The organism is Brasilonema sp. UFV-L1 (assembly GCF_012912105.1).
GTDB lineage: Bacteria > Cyanobacteriota > Cyanobacteriia > Cyanobacteriales > Nostocaceae > Brasilonema.
The window spans coordinates 1-16,121 of the sequence record NZ_QMEA01000060.1 but is presented as its reverse complement, the minus strand read 5'-3'; the positions used below and the strand labels follow the sequence as shown (position 1 = coordinate 16,121).

At 39.7% G+C, this 16,121-nt stretch carries 15 protein-coding genes and 1 pseudogene; 8 read left to right on the top strand and 8 right to left on the bottom strand.

What is annotated here, in order from left to right; all coding sequences use genetic code 11:
* Positions 1-58 precede the first annotated feature (58 nt).
* A complete protein-coding gene (locus DP117_RS17955; protein ID WP_339381306.1) occupies positions 59-211 on the top strand; it encodes a hypothetical protein in 153 nt (50 codons plus the stop codon).
* Between the two features lie 550 nt (positions 212-761).
* Positions 762-1,124, top strand: coding sequence for a Mo-dependent nitrogenase C-terminal domain-containing protein (locus tag DP117_RS17950; protein ID WP_169219661.1), 363 nt, complete (start codon positions 762-764; stop codon positions 1,122-1,124).
* 89 nt (positions 1,125-1,213) lie between these two features.
* On the opposite strand, the pseudogene DP117_RS17945 reads toward DP117_RS17950, so the two are convergent.
* The 6 genes and pseudogenes from DP117_RS17945 to DP117_RS17915 all read right to left on the bottom strand — a co-directional run.
* Positions 1,214-1,612: pseudogene (locus DP117_RS17945) on the bottom strand (hypothetical protein); the annotation flags it as partial.
* Positions 1,613-1,821: 209 nt separating this feature from the next.
* Entirely contained in the window at positions 1,822-2,496 is a 675-nt protein-coding gene (locus tag DP117_RS17940; RefSeq protein ID WP_169219660.1) for a carbonic anhydrase, read from the bottom strand.
* A gap of 76 nt (positions 2,497-2,572) precedes the next feature.
* A complete protein-coding gene (locus DP117_RS35415; protein ID WP_211176179.1) occupies positions 2,573-3,196 on the bottom strand; it encodes a hypothetical protein in 624 nt (207 codons plus the stop codon).
* Positions 3,197-3,199: 3 nt separating this feature from the next.
* Positions 3,200-4,171, bottom strand: coding sequence for a sodium-dependent bicarbonate transport family permease (locus tag DP117_RS17925; protein WP_169219647.1), 972 nt, complete (start codon positions 4,169-4,171; stop codon positions 3,200-3,202).
* 99 nt (positions 4,172-4,270) lie between these two features.
* Positions 4,271-5,683, bottom strand: a complete 1,413-nt coding sequence (locus DP117_RS17920) for an ATP-binding protein (protein WP_169219646.1) — start codon at positions 5,681-5,683, stop codon at positions 4,271-4,273.
* A 5-nt stretch (positions 5,684-5,688) separates the two neighbouring features.
* Complete coding sequence (locus DP117_RS17915; protein ID WP_169219645.1) at positions 5,689-6,369, bottom strand: response regulator transcription factor; 681 nt, start codon at positions 6,367-6,369, stop codon at positions 5,689-5,691.
* Between the two features lie 228 nt (positions 6,370-6,597).
* Between DP117_RS17915 and DP117_RS17910 the strand changes: the two genes are divergently transcribed.
* The 5 genes from DP117_RS17910 (at position 6,598) to DP117_RS17890 (ending at position 11,698) form a co-directional block, all read left to right on the top strand.
* On the top strand, positions 6,598-6,870 hold the full coding sequence (locus DP117_RS17910) for a cupin domain-containing protein (RefSeq protein ID WP_169219644.1): 273 nt from the start codon (positions 6,598-6,600) through the stop codon (positions 6,868-6,870).
* 941 nt (positions 6,871-7,811) lie between these two features.
* A complete protein-coding gene (locus DP117_RS17905; RefSeq protein ID WP_169219643.1) occupies positions 7,812-8,447 on the top strand; it encodes a carbonic anhydrase in 636 nt (211 codons plus the stop codon).
* A 32-nt stretch (positions 8,448-8,479) separates the two neighbouring features.
* Positions 8,480-9,574 (top strand): bestrophin family ion channel, encoded by a 1,095-nt coding sequence (locus tag DP117_RS17900; RefSeq protein ID WP_169219642.1) that lies wholly within the window; start codon positions 8,480-8,482, stop codon positions 9,572-9,574.
* A 190-nt stretch (positions 9,575-9,764) separates the two neighbouring features.
* On the top strand, positions 9,765-10,796 hold the full coding sequence (locus DP117_RS17895; protein WP_169219641.1) for a PstS family phosphate ABC transporter substrate-binding protein: 1,032 nt from the start codon (positions 9,765-9,767) through the stop codon (positions 10,794-10,796).
* Between the two features lie 155 nt (positions 10,797-10,951).
* Positions 10,952-11,698: a creatininase family protein gene (locus DP117_RS17890; RefSeq protein WP_169219640.1), complete on the top strand. Its 747-nt coding sequence runs from the start codon at positions 10,952-10,954 to the stop codon at positions 11,696-11,698.
* 171 nt (positions 11,699-11,869) lie between these two features.
* Here the strand turns inward: DP117_RS17890 and DP117_RS17885 are convergent, their stop codons facing one another.
* Positions 11,870-13,261: a malic enzyme-like NAD(P)-binding protein gene (locus DP117_RS17885; RefSeq protein WP_169219639.1), complete on the bottom strand. Its 1,392-nt coding sequence runs from the start codon at positions 13,259-13,261 to the stop codon at positions 11,870-11,872.
* A gap of 289 nt (positions 13,262-13,550) precedes the next feature.
* Positions 13,551-14,765, bottom strand: coding sequence for a TetR family transcriptional regulator (locus DP117_RS17880; RefSeq protein WP_169219638.1), 1,215 nt, complete (start codon positions 14,763-14,765; stop codon positions 13,551-13,553).
* A gap of 181 nt (positions 14,766-14,946) precedes the next feature.
* Between DP117_RS17880 and DP117_RS17875 the strand changes: the two genes are divergently transcribed.
* Positions 14,947-15,804: a fatty acid desaturase gene (locus DP117_RS17875; protein ID WP_169219637.1), complete on the top strand. Its 858-nt coding sequence runs from the start codon at positions 14,947-14,949 to the stop codon at positions 15,802-15,804.
* Positions 15,805-16,121: the final 317 nt, after the last annotated feature.

Genomic DNA, 16,121 nt, shown 5'->3' with positions numbered 1-16,121 from the left:
AGGCTGACAAGCACCGGAGCAACGCTTGACAGAATACTAAAATAGTGTTGAAGAACAGTTGCGGGGCGATCGCTTGCGGGGAGAAACTTATGAACCTATCCAAGATAACCGTAGCGAACCGTTACAGATGCGCTTGCAAATTGAGCAAAGGCTGATTGAGTTTTATCGAAAGGATACAGCAGAAAAGCTGCTGTTCCCCGACCAACTATAAAGAGGCGTTATGTCAAGAGCTTTATCAACTAGCTTTGTCAACTATATTTGCACATGCTTACCGAAGTCTGTGCAGACTGCTATTTGGGTAATTTATATCTTAGTATTTTGTGACATATCTCACACTACACTAGTGAGGCAATAGTTAAAATAAGATATTATTATAAATAACATCAGTACAACCTATAGCTTAAGTATGAGCGAAACGACTCTTCTCATCAAAAAAACTACACCTCAAGGTACTGTGTGGTTTTAGCTAGGGTCGTTTACATTCGAGATATGAAATGGATATGACAAATATCAGATTTCAATAAGTATAAAAGGCTTCTTTAGACTTTTTTTATAATATTGTATTAGGTTGAACAGTTTTTCACACTACGGTCAGTTTAAATAAAAATGATATACGGTGTTTACAAAAGTAAATATTGCGTGTATACATATATTTGGTGTTGCCATGATTCTATTTCATAAGCTATAGAAATAGATTGTATGACCAACCAAAATCTGCAACCAGACAAATCAAAATGTAAGGATGAACTTAAGTTATGACCATGCTCAAATCCAGTAATAATCAGCGTATTGTCTTCTCTGCTTTTGTTCCCTCTGAATTAGGAACTCAGCAAAAAGTCAATCAAAATCAAGTTGCTCAGCCGAAAATTGATTTACTGCAACCATTACGTTGTAAGCTGGATTCTTTAGAAATTCAAAATCGGAAATTAGCGAGATTGATTGCAAAAATGATCCCCGCTCAATGTCCATTTGAGCGAGATATTCTTCTGTTTGGTCGCAAAATTGCCCACATTCCTCCTATGTGCAAGTTAAATCCATTGTACGACGAATTAGTAGGGTTACGTTTCCGTGCTTTGTGTTATTTAGCGGATGTCTGCGGCGAGGATATTCAATCTTACTGCTAGGGTGTTCATCAAATCCTTTGATGTTCTAGTGAGTGACTTGGCTACCTAGTAAGTTTTGGAAAGCGGGACACAATCCACGCAATAATGCTTTACATCCATTGAATTGGGATACCTTTTACAAGATAGATAGTGTATAAAGTTTCTGACTCATTCATATATTTGAGCGTTGCTACTGCTGAAGGCGATATTTGGTTCAGATAGGAGAAAATGCAGTACTTAAATATGGTGTTCCGAATGAGTGAAAATGTAGCAATGAAGAGAAAAAATAACATTTCTATCTGCTGGAATACCTAGATGGGTTGCCAAACTTTCTAGAATCGCCTCCCACCCGTGTTGTGAATGGAATCCTACAAAAATATCTTTGAATAGTAAAGATATAGAAGGATAATGAATGCCTGAGCGCTATCACTCAAACTGTAAATCATTTTATTGATAAAAGTTTGAAGTGCTATCAGACCTTTCTTAATTAGTAAGAATAACACCTGCAAAAGCAATTAAGTCTAGTAAATCTGCAAAAACATAACTACTTCGTTGTACTTCATTGACTTGCAATGTGCTGTCATGTTAAAAAATAAGTAGGTAGAATCAATTCATCTGAAGATACAACTATAAAAGTAGAGTTAGAAAACATGTTATGTGTTAATCTTTACTCTCTTGTTCTACCTACTTAAAAAGTTAATTATAAATTTCTATAAGATTATCCCGCTTGTAAACTAGCTAAAGGATCCGGAACTGGAAAAGGATCAGAACTTAGAGGAACAAATTTACTATTATTTGCATCGTAGGCAAATATTTGTCCTGTTTCGATTTCATAAACCCAAGCATGGAGAGATAATTTTCCACCATGCAATTTTGAGCGAATAACTGGATAAGTCTCTAGATGTTCAATCTGAGTGAGAACATTTTCTTCAACAGCTATTTTGAGCAGTGTCTCTCCATCGTAGCCCCTATAGTTTTCTCGCAACAGACGACGAGTAGATTCTGCATGATGCTTTAACCAGTCATGAACTAAAGGCATTTCTTCATTTAAACTGTTTAATTGCAAGAGTGCCTTCATACTACCGCAGTGAGAATGACCACAAACAATAATATGCTTGATATTTAAGGCTGAAACCGCATATTCAATTCCTGCACCTTCACTACTATTACAATTGCCATGTGTTGGAATGATATTGCCAATATTACGAATAATAAAAAGTTCTCCTGGCTTAGTTTGAGTTAACAAATTTGGATCGATTCGGGAATCAGAACAAGTGATGAAGAGAATTTCAGGAGTTTGTCCTTGAGACAATTGACGAAACATTTCCTGATGGATAGTGAAATAGTTCGTTTGAAATTCGTTGAGTCCTTTGATAATTCGCTTGATTGGCATTGTTGAGTTCATATAATTGACATTTGCTTTTGTTTTTTTACATGGTAGTTGCACCGTTTTTGATTTTAACCAAAATTTAGTGACTAACCCATTTCGCATCAGTCACTAGACAAACACCTCCTACTTTCTTAAGTAAAGGTGTCATTTTTTCAACCAAGTTATTCACTTGTTGAGTGTTGGTACAAACTGTCATGATATAACTGCTACTAAATCGGCAGTCAATATCTGAGTATGATAACCCCCTTTCATCTTTACCAGAAGTATCTTTTATAATTGTGTATCCAGATACCATCACAGTTTCTAAAATTTTTAGTGTGTCTTCAATGTAAAAAGTGTTAACAACAATCTCTACTTTTTTTACCTCTTGCATAACGCTGATTTCTAAATCTACATCGCTGGAAAGTTTCTCTGATGAAACCGAATGAGATTCAGTGACTAAACAGATACCACCAACTTTTTTGAGAATAGGTATAATATCACTTATGAGATAATTAATTTGTTTGTGGTGAGTGCAAAGAGTGGAAATATAACTGTGACTCAATTCACGACCTAAATCGTTGTAAAAAACACCCCGTTTACCTTTACCTAAAGTACTTTCTATCACTGTAGTTCCAAAAACTCTTACAGATTCTAAGATGTCTTTGACTTCATTAAGTTCCAGGGTGCTGATAATAATTTCGACTCTGTTTACCAGTTGCATAACTTATAAACCAAGGATCTTAATTATCTCCAAATAAAGAGGGATTCCGACAATAATATTGAAAGGAAAAGTTAAAGCTAAAGCCATAGAGACATAGAGACTAGGATTAGCTTCGGGAACTGTTAATCTCATTGCTGCTGGCACAGCAATGTATGAAGCACTAGCACACAAAACTGCAAATAAAAGACCATTTCCTTGACCGAATCCTAAGATTTTTGACACCAAAATTCCTAAGATAGCATTTGCAATAGGAATAATGATAGAAAATCCAATTAAGAAAGAACCTGTTTTGCTTAAATCCCTAATTCTTCTAGCAGCAACTAGTCCCATATCGAGTAAGAAGAAAGTAAGAGCACCGTAAAAGATTCCTTGAGTGAATGGCTGTAATTTTTCCCATCCTTTTTCTCCTGTTAGAATTCCGACAATCACACTACAAACTAACAAAAATACAGAACCATTTAAAAAAGCTTCTCGCAACACTTCACCCCAAGAAAATTCTTCATTACCATTTTTAGGAGCAAAGATTCTGACTAGAATTAAGCCGATAATAATAGCAGGAGATTCCATGAGAGCTAATGCAGCAACCATATGTCCCCCGTAAGGAATATGCAATTTTTCAAGAAAAGAGCCAGCCGTGATGAAGGTAACAGCACTAATAGAACCATAGGTGGCTGCAATTGCTGCTGCATTATAATGGTCAAGTTTGAGTCTGAGAATAAAAAAGGTATATACTGGAACAATTGAAGCCATGACAATTGCAGCTACCAGAGTCATTGCAACTTGCAAATTCATCCCACTTTCTGCTAGTTCATATCCTCCTTTAAACCCAATAGCCAAAAGCAAATAAAGGGAAAACAACTTAGGTAAGGGTTGGGGTATTTCCAAATCAGATTTTAAAAAAACCGCCAGCATTCCCACAAAAAAGAATAAAACTGGCGGATTCAGAATATTAAATAGAATTAAGCTTCCATCCATCACTTTTTTCCTAAGAATTGCAAACGTAGATGAACTTTATATAAGTTAGTTCACCAATCTTAAGAAAATGATGAGAGAAGATTAAGAATTTTCTTAGAATTAAGCTTCAAGCGTCAAATTCAAGCGTTCAAGCGGTAAACACACGGTAAAAGTTGTCAGTTGATGAGGTTGACTGGTGACGGAAATTGTGCCGTGATGCAAACGAACAATTTCATAGGCGATCGCCAGCCCTAATCCTGCTCCTCCTGTACTGCGAGAACGGGCGCTCTCTACGCGATAGAATCGCTTAAATAGATGGGGTAAATGCTCTGGTTCAATCCCTTTTCCCGTATTAGTCACAGCAATTCGAGCTTGTAATCTGTCCTGTTGTGCTTTTACTGTGACTTGACCCCCGTTTGGGGTGTACTTAATAGCGTTATCCAGTAAATTTAAAAATATACTGGTTAGGTGATCACAGTTTCCCACAATCCAAATACAGGAGTCAATATTGGTAACTATTGTGATATTTTCAACTTCCGCTAAAAGCTGAATTTGCTCTATAAGAACTTCCAATAAGTGACTCAGATCAACATTTGTCAAGCTTGCATCATAGCCGAGTTCACTTTGCTCTAGGCGAGTCAAGAAAAGTAATCCATTAGAAAGACGAATTAATCGATCAACCTCTCGTTGTAAGTCTGTGAGGGTATTTTCGTATTCTTCGAGTGTACGAGATCGACTCAGGGTGACGCCAATTCTTCCTTTAATAACAGTTAGAGGAGTGCGTAACTCATGAGATGCATCAGCCATAAATCGTCGTTCATGCTCAAATGCTGCTTGCAGACGATCCAACATCCGGTCTATAGTAAAAGCTAGGCGTCCCACTTCGTCAAATGGACCTCGATAGGCAATGCGTTGCGTAAAATCATTGGGACCAATCGCCTGTGCAGTACGGATAATGCGATCAATGGGACGTAACGCTCGTTCCGCTAGGAATAATCCTCCAAAGGCTGCAATTAATAAAATGAGAGGACAACTGAAAAGCATCAGAGTCAGCAGATGTTCTAACGCTTCAGAAATTGGTTCAAGGGATTGAGCGATTTGTAACCAACCTGTTTTTGGAGATTTTGGTAGTGGTTGACTGTAGACGCGCCAAATTTTATTATATTTGGTTAGGTTAATATAACCTGGTTTTCTTGGTATGCTCAATGGTACTTCTTGGTAATGACCAATGGCATCCCAAATTTGGCCATTAGGAGCCAATAACCGTACAGCAAAGCCAGCATTTGCTAACTGATGGGTCATCGCTTCTGAGTCCTTTGTTATTTTAAAGGCAGGATGACCATTCTGCTCAACCAACGTAGTGGAGATTTCAGAAGCAGTGATTTTCAAAGCTGTGTCTAATTGACCAAGTAAGCTAGTTTCTAATTGACTATATAAGTAAGTCGCAAACAGTATCAAAGTACAGCCTAAAAGTATGATGTACCAACCAGTCAGGCGTGCTCTAATGGTACTTTTACTAAATCGGAACAGCATAGATATTAACTAACGGAACAAGACTTTAGGCAATATCCTACTCCTCTAACTGTATGGAGTAATGGTTGATCAAAACCTCGGTCTATTTTCCGTCTGAGATAACCGACATACACATCGACTACATTGGAATTGTGATAAAAATCAAAGTCCCAGATATGCTCACCAATCTGAGTTCGGGTGAGTACACAATCGGAATTACGCAACAAATATTCTAAAAGTTTAAACTCTAATGGGCTGAGTTCAATCAAACGTCCTGATCTGTGAACTTCTCTTTTCACGAGATTCATAGTTAAATCACCTAAGTGCAAAATATTGTTGAATTGTAATGGAGGACGACGTTGTAAAGCTCGCAAACGTGCGAGCAGTTCTGAAAACGCAAACGGCTTTACTAAGTAGTCATCAGCTCCTTGATCCAACCCTCTAACCCGATCTTCTATAGTATCCCGTGCTGTCAGCAGCAACACCGGAGTCTGAATTTTTTGGCTGCGGAATTCTCCCAGTAAGCTTAACCCATCAATATTTGGTAGCATGATGTCTAGAATAATAATGTCGTACTCAACACAGGAAATGTATTCCCTACCTTCTTCGCCATCCTGAGCGACATCAACAGCGTAGCCTGTCTCCCTGAGACCTTGACTGATAAATTGAGCAATCCCTGACTCATCTTCCACTAGCAATACCCGCATATTTTTTCTTTTTTCAGTGCATTTTATCTTGACATTCCTTTTTTTAGTATAATAAATAACATTTTTTTCAGTAAAAGCACACAAGAACATTCCAAGGTTTAGATGATTAGATTTCTCTGAGATTTTTTGGTGAATGTGGCGTACATAAGTCATATTTTTACTAACTTTGATTTTAAGATACGCGTAATTGCTTCTTTTTCATATCACTCTTATGGAAGGAGACAAACAATGAAAATTAAGGTAAAACGTCAACCAAGCAAAGAGCACCTCAATGAACTGGGTGTATCCCAATGGGCTATTTGGACAAAGGAAGTCTCAAAGTTTCCTTGGACTTATGACACTCAAGAAACTTGCTATTTTTTAGAAGGTGATGTCATTGTTACGCCTGACGGTGGCGAAGCAGTGCAAATGGGTAAAGGAGATTTAGTCACTTTTCCTGCTGGGATGTCCTGCATTTGGGAAATTACAAGTGATGTGAATAAACACTATCGTTTTGATTAATTAATAAATGATAAATTATGGAACGATAATTCATTATTCAGCTTTCATAATTTATCCTAAAAAAGTGCAATCGTGATCAGGATGCTGAATCAAAAATGTTACTGCATTTTAGCACCTGCTAAGAAATCGAGGCTGTTCTCCAGCAGTATCAAAGTATTCTTTTGCGTATTGGTTCTACACAACAACACGGATCTACAAAATTTGTTGGTACAGATGGGATTTCTGCAAAGTCTATCGCACAAGCATTTTACTGCCCAAAGCACAGCGACTTGATACTATAAGTCCGCCTCCCAGTACTTGGTTTGCAGTTCATGCTCGCTATTTAGCGTTGATTGGGTTATTTAAAAAGTTTATTTAAAGTAGTTTAAATTTAATTTAATCTCTTTTTAATAAATAGTTATCTTCATACCATTTTGTTTATTTCTGGCACGACTCCAAGAACACTTTCGATTTAGAAAAACAAATGAAAACAACCAATGTATCCACTTTCAGTTGTATATGTATCAGATTAATATCTCACTTGAGAGAGATAGCTTGGATATTCTAAAATGGTCGAATGCTGACTTTAATTGGATTATTATTCATTAAATAATTAAATATTTTTAAAAACTAAAAATGTGGTAAATTTATAATTGATTTATAACTCCAGCAAAAAACAGCAAAGATTGCTTATGTCAACTCTTATCTGCAAGCAAAATTAGATAAAAACTTGAATATTACCAAGCTGAGATTGCTATAGGTAAAAGCAATCGTTTTCGTCCTTGGTCATCTCAACGCTAACCATTTGCAAAGCTAAGGTTGATGGATGAAGTATTAGATAAATAGAAATCTAAGCTTATCTAAGAGTGCTAGTACTATCAAGTTTGATCTTAGATAACACCTGTCGTCAACAAACTGTCGTCAACAAAAAAACATCAACAAAATACATTCGAGGTTAAACTATGAAATACAACAGCATTGAACAAATCCTCAAAAATAATCAGGCTTGGGCTGCAAAAAAAGTAGCCGAAGACCACACTTATTTTCAAGAATTGGCAACTGGACAAAAACCACCTTATCTCTATATTGGATGTTCAGACAGTCGTCTAGCCTTAACAAGATTTACTGGTACAGAACCCGGAGAGTTATTTGTTCATCGCAATATTGCCAATCAAGTTTCTCTCACGGATATTAACTTTTTAGCCATTTTAGAATACGCAGTTGTTCATCTTGAAGTCAAACACATTATTGTTGGCGGTCACTACGGTTGCGGTGGAATTAAGGCGGCGTTAGAAGGGAAAGCAATCGGACTTGTTGATAATTGGGTGAATCCAATTCGAGAAATCTATTTACAAAAACAAGATGAAATTGATGCTTTGCCAACACAAGAAGAACGCTGGAACCGTTTAGCAGAACTGAATGTGCAGATGCAAGTCAAAAATCTATACCAAACTTCTGTTATGCGTCAAGCACTCCAACAGCAACAAGCGCCTGAGGTTCATGGCTGGGTGGTGGATATACGCACCGGGTTGATCAAAGACTTACAAGTCTCAACCAAAAAATGGCAATTGCGCTCATTATCTCTCGCTGCATTTTGAGGAAAGCTAAGGCATTTATCGGAGGTTGACAGATGGAAGGACCGAATAATAAAAAGACTGCTTCTCCCCCAGAACATAACAATAATAACTTTAGAGAATCTAGCGAAAAGTCTTCGAGTTCGACTTCTCAAAGAAAATTTTTATTGGGAGAATCTCAAAAAAGATTTATCTCGGGAGAGAAACATGTTGCGAAGAGATCATTCAGCGAAAGATTTGGGCTGTACACTGGTGAACAACTTCCTGGGTTTAAAGTAACCTTCCACCTTACACAGACTGTGATTCAGGCAATTCTTCCCTGGGTTATCTTGTGGGGAGGATATGGTTTTCTTATTTCACTGCTCAACTACTATGGGAGTATATCGAAAGTTAATACTGACATTAAAGCAATTCCCAATATTGTCATTTGTCTCAACATTGTCTTATCATTACTATTAATTTTCCGAACAAATACAGCGCACGATCGCTTTTGGGAAGCTCGAAAATTGTGGGGAGGAATGATTAACACTGTTCGCAACCTGGCGAGGAGAATCTGCATCGTCATTAAAGAACGCGAGCCAGAAGATAGAACAGAAAAAGAAGCAATATTACGACTAGTCGTTGCGTTTGCTGTCGCCATGAAGCTGCATCTGCGAAGGCAACCTGTCAATTCTGAATTAGCTTCCTTAATGTCATCATCTAAGTATTACACACTCCAAGACGTAAATCATCCCCCGCTAAAAATTGCTTACTGGATTGGAGATTATTTCCAGCATCAGCATGAGCGTCAATGTGTCGATATTTTGGAGTTAAATGCTCTACATCAATTGCTAGATGAAATGGTGAATCTGTTGGGTGGTTGTGAGCGCATTTTGAAAACACCAGTGCCTTTGGTGTATACTATTACCCTCAAGATGCTGTTGACAATTTATTTCCTGCTACTTCCTTGGGAATTAGTCAGTGGTTTAACTTGGTGGACTGGACCAATATTAGCTTTCTTGAGCTGTATCTTGCTTAGTATTGATGAAATCGGGGCGGAAATTGAAGAGCCTTTCGGTGAGGATCCAAATGATTTACCTTTAGATGCCATTTGTAAGACAATGCTTCGCAATATTGACGATCTTTACCCTTGCTGTCAGTCAGTGAGGTAGGCTGACATCTAGGGTAATACTTTGCAAATTCCTTAAGCTACACATTTTTAGTTCAACAGAGTAAACTTCTCATTAGGTACAGTATCTCTTAAATACGAGCCTGAATTGATAACAAGATTAAGCGTAGAACAAGCGGGACATTTGTACAAAGCAAGATACCTAATTTATTTCACAGCATGGGATTGAGGTAATGAACACAATAGTAAAGAGGTGGACGATTCCGCTTGGAATTCTTGTTTTTATGACTATGATTACGGCAATCATCAAAGAGCCATTCACTAGCGCCCAGACGCGAAAGCAGACAATTAACATTGATGGTTCTAGCACAGTTTATCCCATCACAAAGTTGATTGCAGCAGAGTTTAATGGTAGCCGAGAAAACCCGGTGCAAATTAAGGTTGGCATCTCCGGTACCACTGGTGGGTTTAGAAAGTTCTGCGAAGGGAAAACCGATATCAGCGACGCCTCGCGCCCTATCCTTAAAGAAGAAATGGCAATCTGTAACCGAAACAAGGTCGGTTATATAGAACTCCCTATTGCCTTTGATGCCCTCACTGTAGTAGTCAATCCTAAAAATGATTGGGCAAAAGACATCACGATTGCCGAGTTGCAGAAAATTTGGGAACCAGCCGCCCAAGGGAAAATTACTAAATGGAATCAGATTCGTAGCACCTGGCCCGATAAACCCCTCAACCTCTATGGTGCAGACAAGGATTCTGGTACTTTTGACTACTTCACACAAGCAACAGTAGGTAAACGCAAAGCGTCACGCACTGATTACACAAGTAGCGAAGATGACAACGTGTTGGTCAGGGGAGTCAGCCAAGACCCAAATGCCTTGGGTTACTTTGGCATTGCGTACTACGAAGCCAACACAAGTCAAGTCAAAGTTTTAGGAGTTGACAACGGCAAAGGTCCTGTGCTGCCTTCACGTCAGACGGTGGAGAAAACTCAATATCAACCCCTATCTCGCCCACTGTTTATCTACATCAACTCTGAGTCTGCCCAAAACAAACCTGAAGTGAAGGAATTTGTAGATTTCTATCTGGAAAAGGCTGCCAAGTTGGTTGGTCAGGTTGGCTACATCCCTCTATCAGGGGAAGTTTATCACTTGGATCTTGTTCAATTCCATCAAGGTGAAGTTGGAACAGTATTTAATGGGGAAGCTGTGTTAAACCTGACTCTTAGCGAAGTCTTACGTAAACGAGCAACTTTATTCTAGGTGACAGTTATCAGCTTCATGAAATTCGCCGTTCTTGCCTCCACCTTGCACAAACAGAGTTCATAATCGTGTTAGTGGAGGTGAGTTACAGAAGATGCTATCCAAGCAGACAAAGTTCTCTTTCTCCGCAATTTTGATGAGGACGCTGATAAAAAATGTTATTGCATTTAAGCACCTGGCAGGAAGTCGAGACTTATCTCCAGCAGTCTAAGGGTATTATTCTCCCTATTGGTTCCACAGAACAACATGGGCCTACAGGATTAATTGGTACAGATGCGATTTGTGCAGAGGCGATCGCCCGTGGTGTAGGTGAAGCCACTCAAGCAATGGTTGGTCCTACAATCAATGTGGGCATGGCATTACATCACACCGCTTTTCCTGGGAGTATAAGTCTGCGTCCTAGCACTATGATTCAAGTGGTGCGAGACTACATCACTTGTTTAGCTAAAGCTGGTTTTACCAAGTTCTATTTTATCAACGGACACGGCGGTAACATCGCCACCCTGAAAGCGGCTTTTTCTGAAACCTACGCCCACTTAGAAGATATACAAATTCCCAACGCCAAACAAGTGCAATGTCAAGTTGCAAACTGGTTTATGTGCAGTTCAGTTTACAAGTTGGTAAAAGAATTATACGGTGATCAAGAAGGTTCCCATGCAACACCGAGTGAAGTTGCTGTGACTCAGTTTGTCTATCCAGAAGCGATAAAGCAAGCACCTCTTTCTCAAGAAGTCGGTACTGGACACAGGATTTATGGTGCTGCTGACTTCCGCCAGAAATATCCAGATGGCAGAATGGGTTCAAATCCGGCTTTGGCGACACCTGAACATGGGAAACAGTTTTATGAGTTGGCGGTAAAAGAACTTAGCAATGGGTATCTGGAGTTTTTGAGTGCAGATTGAAGCTTCGCAACGGATACAGATCCCCGACTTCTTCAGGACTTACGCACAGACACGAAAGAAATCGGGTTTCACAGACCACAGACTTACGGCTAAAATGACGATTTTTCGTAAAGAAACCCGGTTTCTGCGTAAGTTCTTTTCTTAAAGAAGTCGGGGATCTTGTTTTTTTAACTAACCACGAGCAATACCTTCTTGACGCGCAGCACGTTGCACAGCACCAGCAACAGCAGTCACGACTCGCTCATCAAAGACAGAAGGAACAATGTATTGTTTGTCAAGGTCTGAGGGTTTAATTAAAGATGCGATCGCACTGGCTGCTTCTAGATACATTGTGGTAGTAATTGTTGCAGCCCGACAATCTAAAGCACCACGAAATACACCTGGAAAAGCCAGAACATTGTTGATTTGATTCGGGTAATCACTACGACCTGTTGCCATAACTGCAACATCATCTTTGATCAACTCTGGCTGAATTTCAGGAATAGGATTTGCCATCGCAAACACGATTGGATCTTTTGTCATAGAACGCACCATTTCTGGTGTTAAAACTCCCGGTGCGCTCAAACCAATAAAGACATCTGCACCTTGCAATGCACCTGCTAAGGTTCCTTGAGCCTTGACTGCAAATTCTTGCTTTTCTTCTGTTAAGTCAGTGCGACTGGTAGAAAGAATACCTTTTGAGTCGCACATCCAAATTTTTTCTGCTCCTGCTTTTCTGAGTAACCGGGCGACAGCTACGCCAGCAGCCCCAGCACCGTTAATCACAATGCGGATATCTCCCATTGACTTTTGTACTAACTTGAGAGCGTTAAACAACGCTGCTAAAGTCACAATTGCCGTACCATGTTGGTCATCGTGAAAAACGGGGATATCTAATTCTTGCCGTAGTTTCGCTTCAATTTCAAAACAGCGGGGAGCAGCGATATCCTCTAAATTTACACCCCCAAATACCGGAGCAATATTTTTGACAGCTTCGATAATTTTGTCAGTCTCTTGGGTATCAAGGCAAATGGGAAAAGCATCAATCCCAGCGAATTCCTTAAACAGCATAGCTTTACCTTCCATAACTGGTAAGGCGGCTGCTGGACCGAGATTTCCCAATCCCAAAACGGCGCTGCCATCGGTCACAATAGCAACAGTGTTTCGTTTAATGGTTAGATTGTAAACTTCTTCTGGATTTTGGGCGATCGCAGTACAGATTCTTCCTACACCTGGCGTGTAAGCCATTGCTAAGTCAGACACACTTCTTAGGGGAATTCTGCTGGTAATACTGATTTTTCCGCCACGATGTAAATTAAAAGTGCGGTCATAGACATTAAGCACTTTAATATCTGGCACAGCTTTCACCGCTTGTACAATTGTCTCAGCATGGTCACTGCTGGCTGCATCAACGGTGATCTCGCGAATGGAAATAGCCCTTGTTTGTTCGATTAAATCAATTTGACCAAAATTACCACCACTGGTAGCTATAGCCTTGGTTACGTTGGCTAACATTCCGACGCGGTTAGGAATTTCCAAGCGGAGTGTCAAGCTAAAACTAGAATTAGGAGTCAGGTTTGCCATGCTTTATTGATTGTGGGTTTTAGATTTAGATTTTAGATGCTATTGATGGGTGAAGTTTTAGTTAAACCTTAAAATCTTAAATCATATTCTGTAAAGTATTCAAAAATTGGTAATTGTACTCATTTAGACAAAATCTTTTGATTAAGAAGAACACAGAACGCACCAAGGCAGAACGCAGAATATCCCCACGGATGAAATTCGGGGGATTTCATTCTGAGTTGGTGACAACTGTGTTCTGAGTGAGTTGGTGACAACTATGTTGCACAGTTCTTGTTTTGCTCAAAAATTACTATTGAGGCTTATGATCCAGGTGAATCGCTTGCTCTAGAGCTGATTTTTCTCTGGCTCTACGAGCATAGTGTTGTAATTTTGTACGAGTCCAGCCTGTAATGATACTCATATCTTCTAAATTCATTCCCTTCATCAACATTTCTACACACCATGTCTGTTGAGCTTGCTCAATAGCTGGCTGTTGCCCTTCTGGTGTTAATAATTCTTCAGTTAATATTCGCCAGCGCTGTTGTATTTCTACCTCTGAAATAGGTATTCCATTATCGTTAAGAAATAATGCAGAGTGGTCATCTTTACGATTTTTGAGCCACTGAGTTAAGGGATTCCGAGTATAAGAGCCATACCGCTTACCCATAATCCACTGATTCACAGGAACTTGTCGAGTAGCGCCTTGAGTGATTTGTAATAAGTACTGGTTGGCGTCTTGGATTTGGTGAGAACGCTCTAAATTCACAATTTCTTCTGGAGATAAACCTGTGCCAAACAACACGTACATAAGGGCATAATCTCGTAATCCTGATTTTTTAGCTCTTTGCAAAATCAAATGAACTAAATTTGCTGGTAAATCTACTATCTTTTCTGTTGAGATAGACTCATTATTGACTTGATTTGAGGATTGTGTGGCGACCTTTAAAAACATCGCCACCAAAGTTTCTAAAAACTCATCTCTGTCATGCCAAAGTTCATGAAATTCACTAGTAAACTCAATTACGGCATAACCTAACAACATACTATTGAGTAAACTTGCTAGCTTTTGAGGTGACAATTGCGTGTGTAACTGCTCGCGTTCCATCACTGTTGCTAAATATTCAGCAACATAGTTGTTGGCTTGTGCTAAGCTTCTTCCGAGTGCCTGACGATTTTCTACTGGATATTTTCCCGCCTCTCCTACCATAGAACGCACCAATTCAGGAACTTGTTCTAAAGCCTCTAAGCGGTCTTTGCAATAATCTTTGAGAGCTTGGGAAACACTGGTCGTTTGACTTGCTTGCGTTTTTAACGATTCACCCAGTTCTTGAAACACTGGTGATTCAGAAATAACCGCCAGAACTAATCCGTGTTTGTTGCCAAATTGCCGGAATAGCGTCACTTCATTAACTTTTGCTAATTCTGCGACTGCCTTGGTTGTTGTTTCAGTAATTCCCTGAACTGCAAACAACTCCATTGCTGCATTAATCAGCCTTTGTCGCGTTGAGATTATATCACCAGACATAAGTCGGAAGTGCAAGTGGCACTTGCATTAAAATTTTATCCTTGCTAGACTAACAGATGTAAGTAGCACTTGCATCCTCTTTTCTTACTTTAGCTGTCTTCGCTAGTTTTTACAGAGGATGTGGTAACTAGTACAAGAGTGTACTAGTTTATTTACGGTATTCACGTCAAAGGAAAGATTTATGACTATCAACTCAGCTGCGGCTGTTGGTAAGCAGCCGCTTACTCTGAGCTGGACTAACGTGGTATTTTTCGGTACATTTCATGCCTTGGCAATGCTCGCTCCCTGGTGTTTCTCTTGGTCTGCTTTGGGAGTTATGATATTCCTGCACTGGTTGTTTGGCAGTATTGGTATTTGTTTAGGGTATCATCGACTTTTAACTCACCGAAGTTTATCTGTACCGAAGTGGTTAGAATATGCGATCGCCACCTTGGGAGCACTTGCTATGCAAGGAGGACCAATGTTTTGGGTAGCTGGACATCGACTGCATCATGCGCATACAGAAGACGTAGATAAAGATCCCTACTCAGCCCGGCGTGGATTTTGGTGGAGCCATATGCTTTGGATTTTTTACCCACGTCCAGAATTTTTTGACGAACAACATTACAAAAAATTTGCCCAGGAACTATACCGTGATCCATTTTATCGTTGGTTGAATCGCTACTTCTTACTGCTTCAAATTCCTGTTGCTGTTCTATTGTATGTTTTGGGTGGATGGTCTTTTGTTGTCTATGGTGTCTTTGTGAGGGCAGTATTGCTCTGGCATACCACTTGGTTTATCAACTCTGCAACTCACCTACGCGGTTACCGTCATTTCCAGTTAAAGGACAACTCTCGTAATCTTTGGTGGGCAGCACTTTTAACTTATGGAGAAGGCTGGCATAATAATCACCATGCTCATCCAAATGTGGCAAAAGCCGGGTATCGTTGGTGGGAAATAGATATGACTTGGTGGGCAATTAAGATATTACAAACTCTGGGGTTAGCAAAGAAAGTAGTCATGCCTCCAACGACAAAAGTAAAAGAAACAAAGGGCTAAAGCCCTATGAGTCGGGTTTCATCCGACGCATTGCCCTGGCCAGTACTGCGGACGGGTTTCCCGCCGCTCTTATCTGGCGTCCCCGAAAAAATTGGGCAGGCTTTGTTTTGTTGATTCGTGGGACAAAACGAGTACGCGTTGTAGTAAGCCTGCCGACGCATTGTCCCCGGAAATTGAGCCAGCCCTCATACAACGAGTACCCGACTACGCCCACTAATCAACAAAAACAGGGACGGGGGTCTTACACGTACCACCAGACAGCCAGCCGCTTCATTTTTCATAGACAAAAATGGACAACCACTAACAATGTCTACTCG

Coding starts and splice junctions, on each gene's coding strand:
- DP117_RS17875 (WP_169219637.1), top strand. CDS start 14,947: ATGACTATCAACTCAGCTGCGGCTGTTGGTAAGCAGCCGCTTACTCTG.
- DP117_RS17880 (WP_169219638.1), bottom strand. CDS start 14,765: ATGTCTGGTGATATAATCTCAACGCGACAAAGGCTGATTAATGCAGCA.
- DP117_RS17925 (WP_169219647.1), bottom strand. CDS start 4,171: ATGGATGGAAGCTTAATTCTATTTAATATTCTGAATCCGCCAGTTTTA.
- DP117_RS17905 (WP_169219643.1), top strand. CDS start 7,812: ATGAAATACAACAGCATTGAACAAATCCTCAAAAATAATCAGGCTTGG.
- DP117_RS17920 (WP_169219646.1), bottom strand. CDS start 5,683: ATGCTGTTCCGATTTAGTAAAAGTACCATTAGAGCACGCCTGACTGGT.
- DP117_RS17895 (WP_169219641.1), top strand. CDS start 9,765: ATGAACACAATAGTAAAGAGGTGGACGATTCCGCTTGGAATTCTTGTT.
- DP117_RS35415 (WP_211176179.1), bottom strand. CDS start 3,196: ATGCAACTGGTAAACAGAGTCGAAATTATTATCAGCACCCTGGAACTT.
- DP117_RS17950 (WP_169219661.1), top strand. CDS start 762: ATGCTCAAATCCAGTAATAATCAGCGTATTGTCTTCTCTGCTTTTGTT.
- DP117_RS17915 (WP_169219645.1), bottom strand. CDS start 6,369: ATGCGGGTATTGCTAGTGGAAGATGAGTCAGGGATTGCTCAATTTATC.
- DP117_RS17910 (WP_169219644.1), top strand. CDS start 6,598: ATGAAAATTAAGGTAAAACGTCAACCAAGCAAAGAGCACCTCAATGAA.
- DP117_RS17890 (WP_169219640.1), top strand. CDS start 10,952: ATGTTATTGCATTTAAGCACCTGGCAGGAAGTCGAGACTTATCTCCAG.
- DP117_RS17940 (WP_169219660.1), bottom strand. CDS start 2,496: ATGCCAATCAAGCGAATTATCAAAGGACTCAACGAATTTCAAACGAAC.
- DP117_RS17885 (WP_169219639.1), bottom strand. CDS start 13,261: ATGGCAAACCTGACTCCTAATTCTAGTTTTAGCTTGACACTCCGCTTG.
- DP117_RS17900 (WP_169219642.1), top strand. CDS start 8,480: ATGGAAGGACCGAATAATAAAAAGACTGCTTCTCCCCCAGAACATAAC.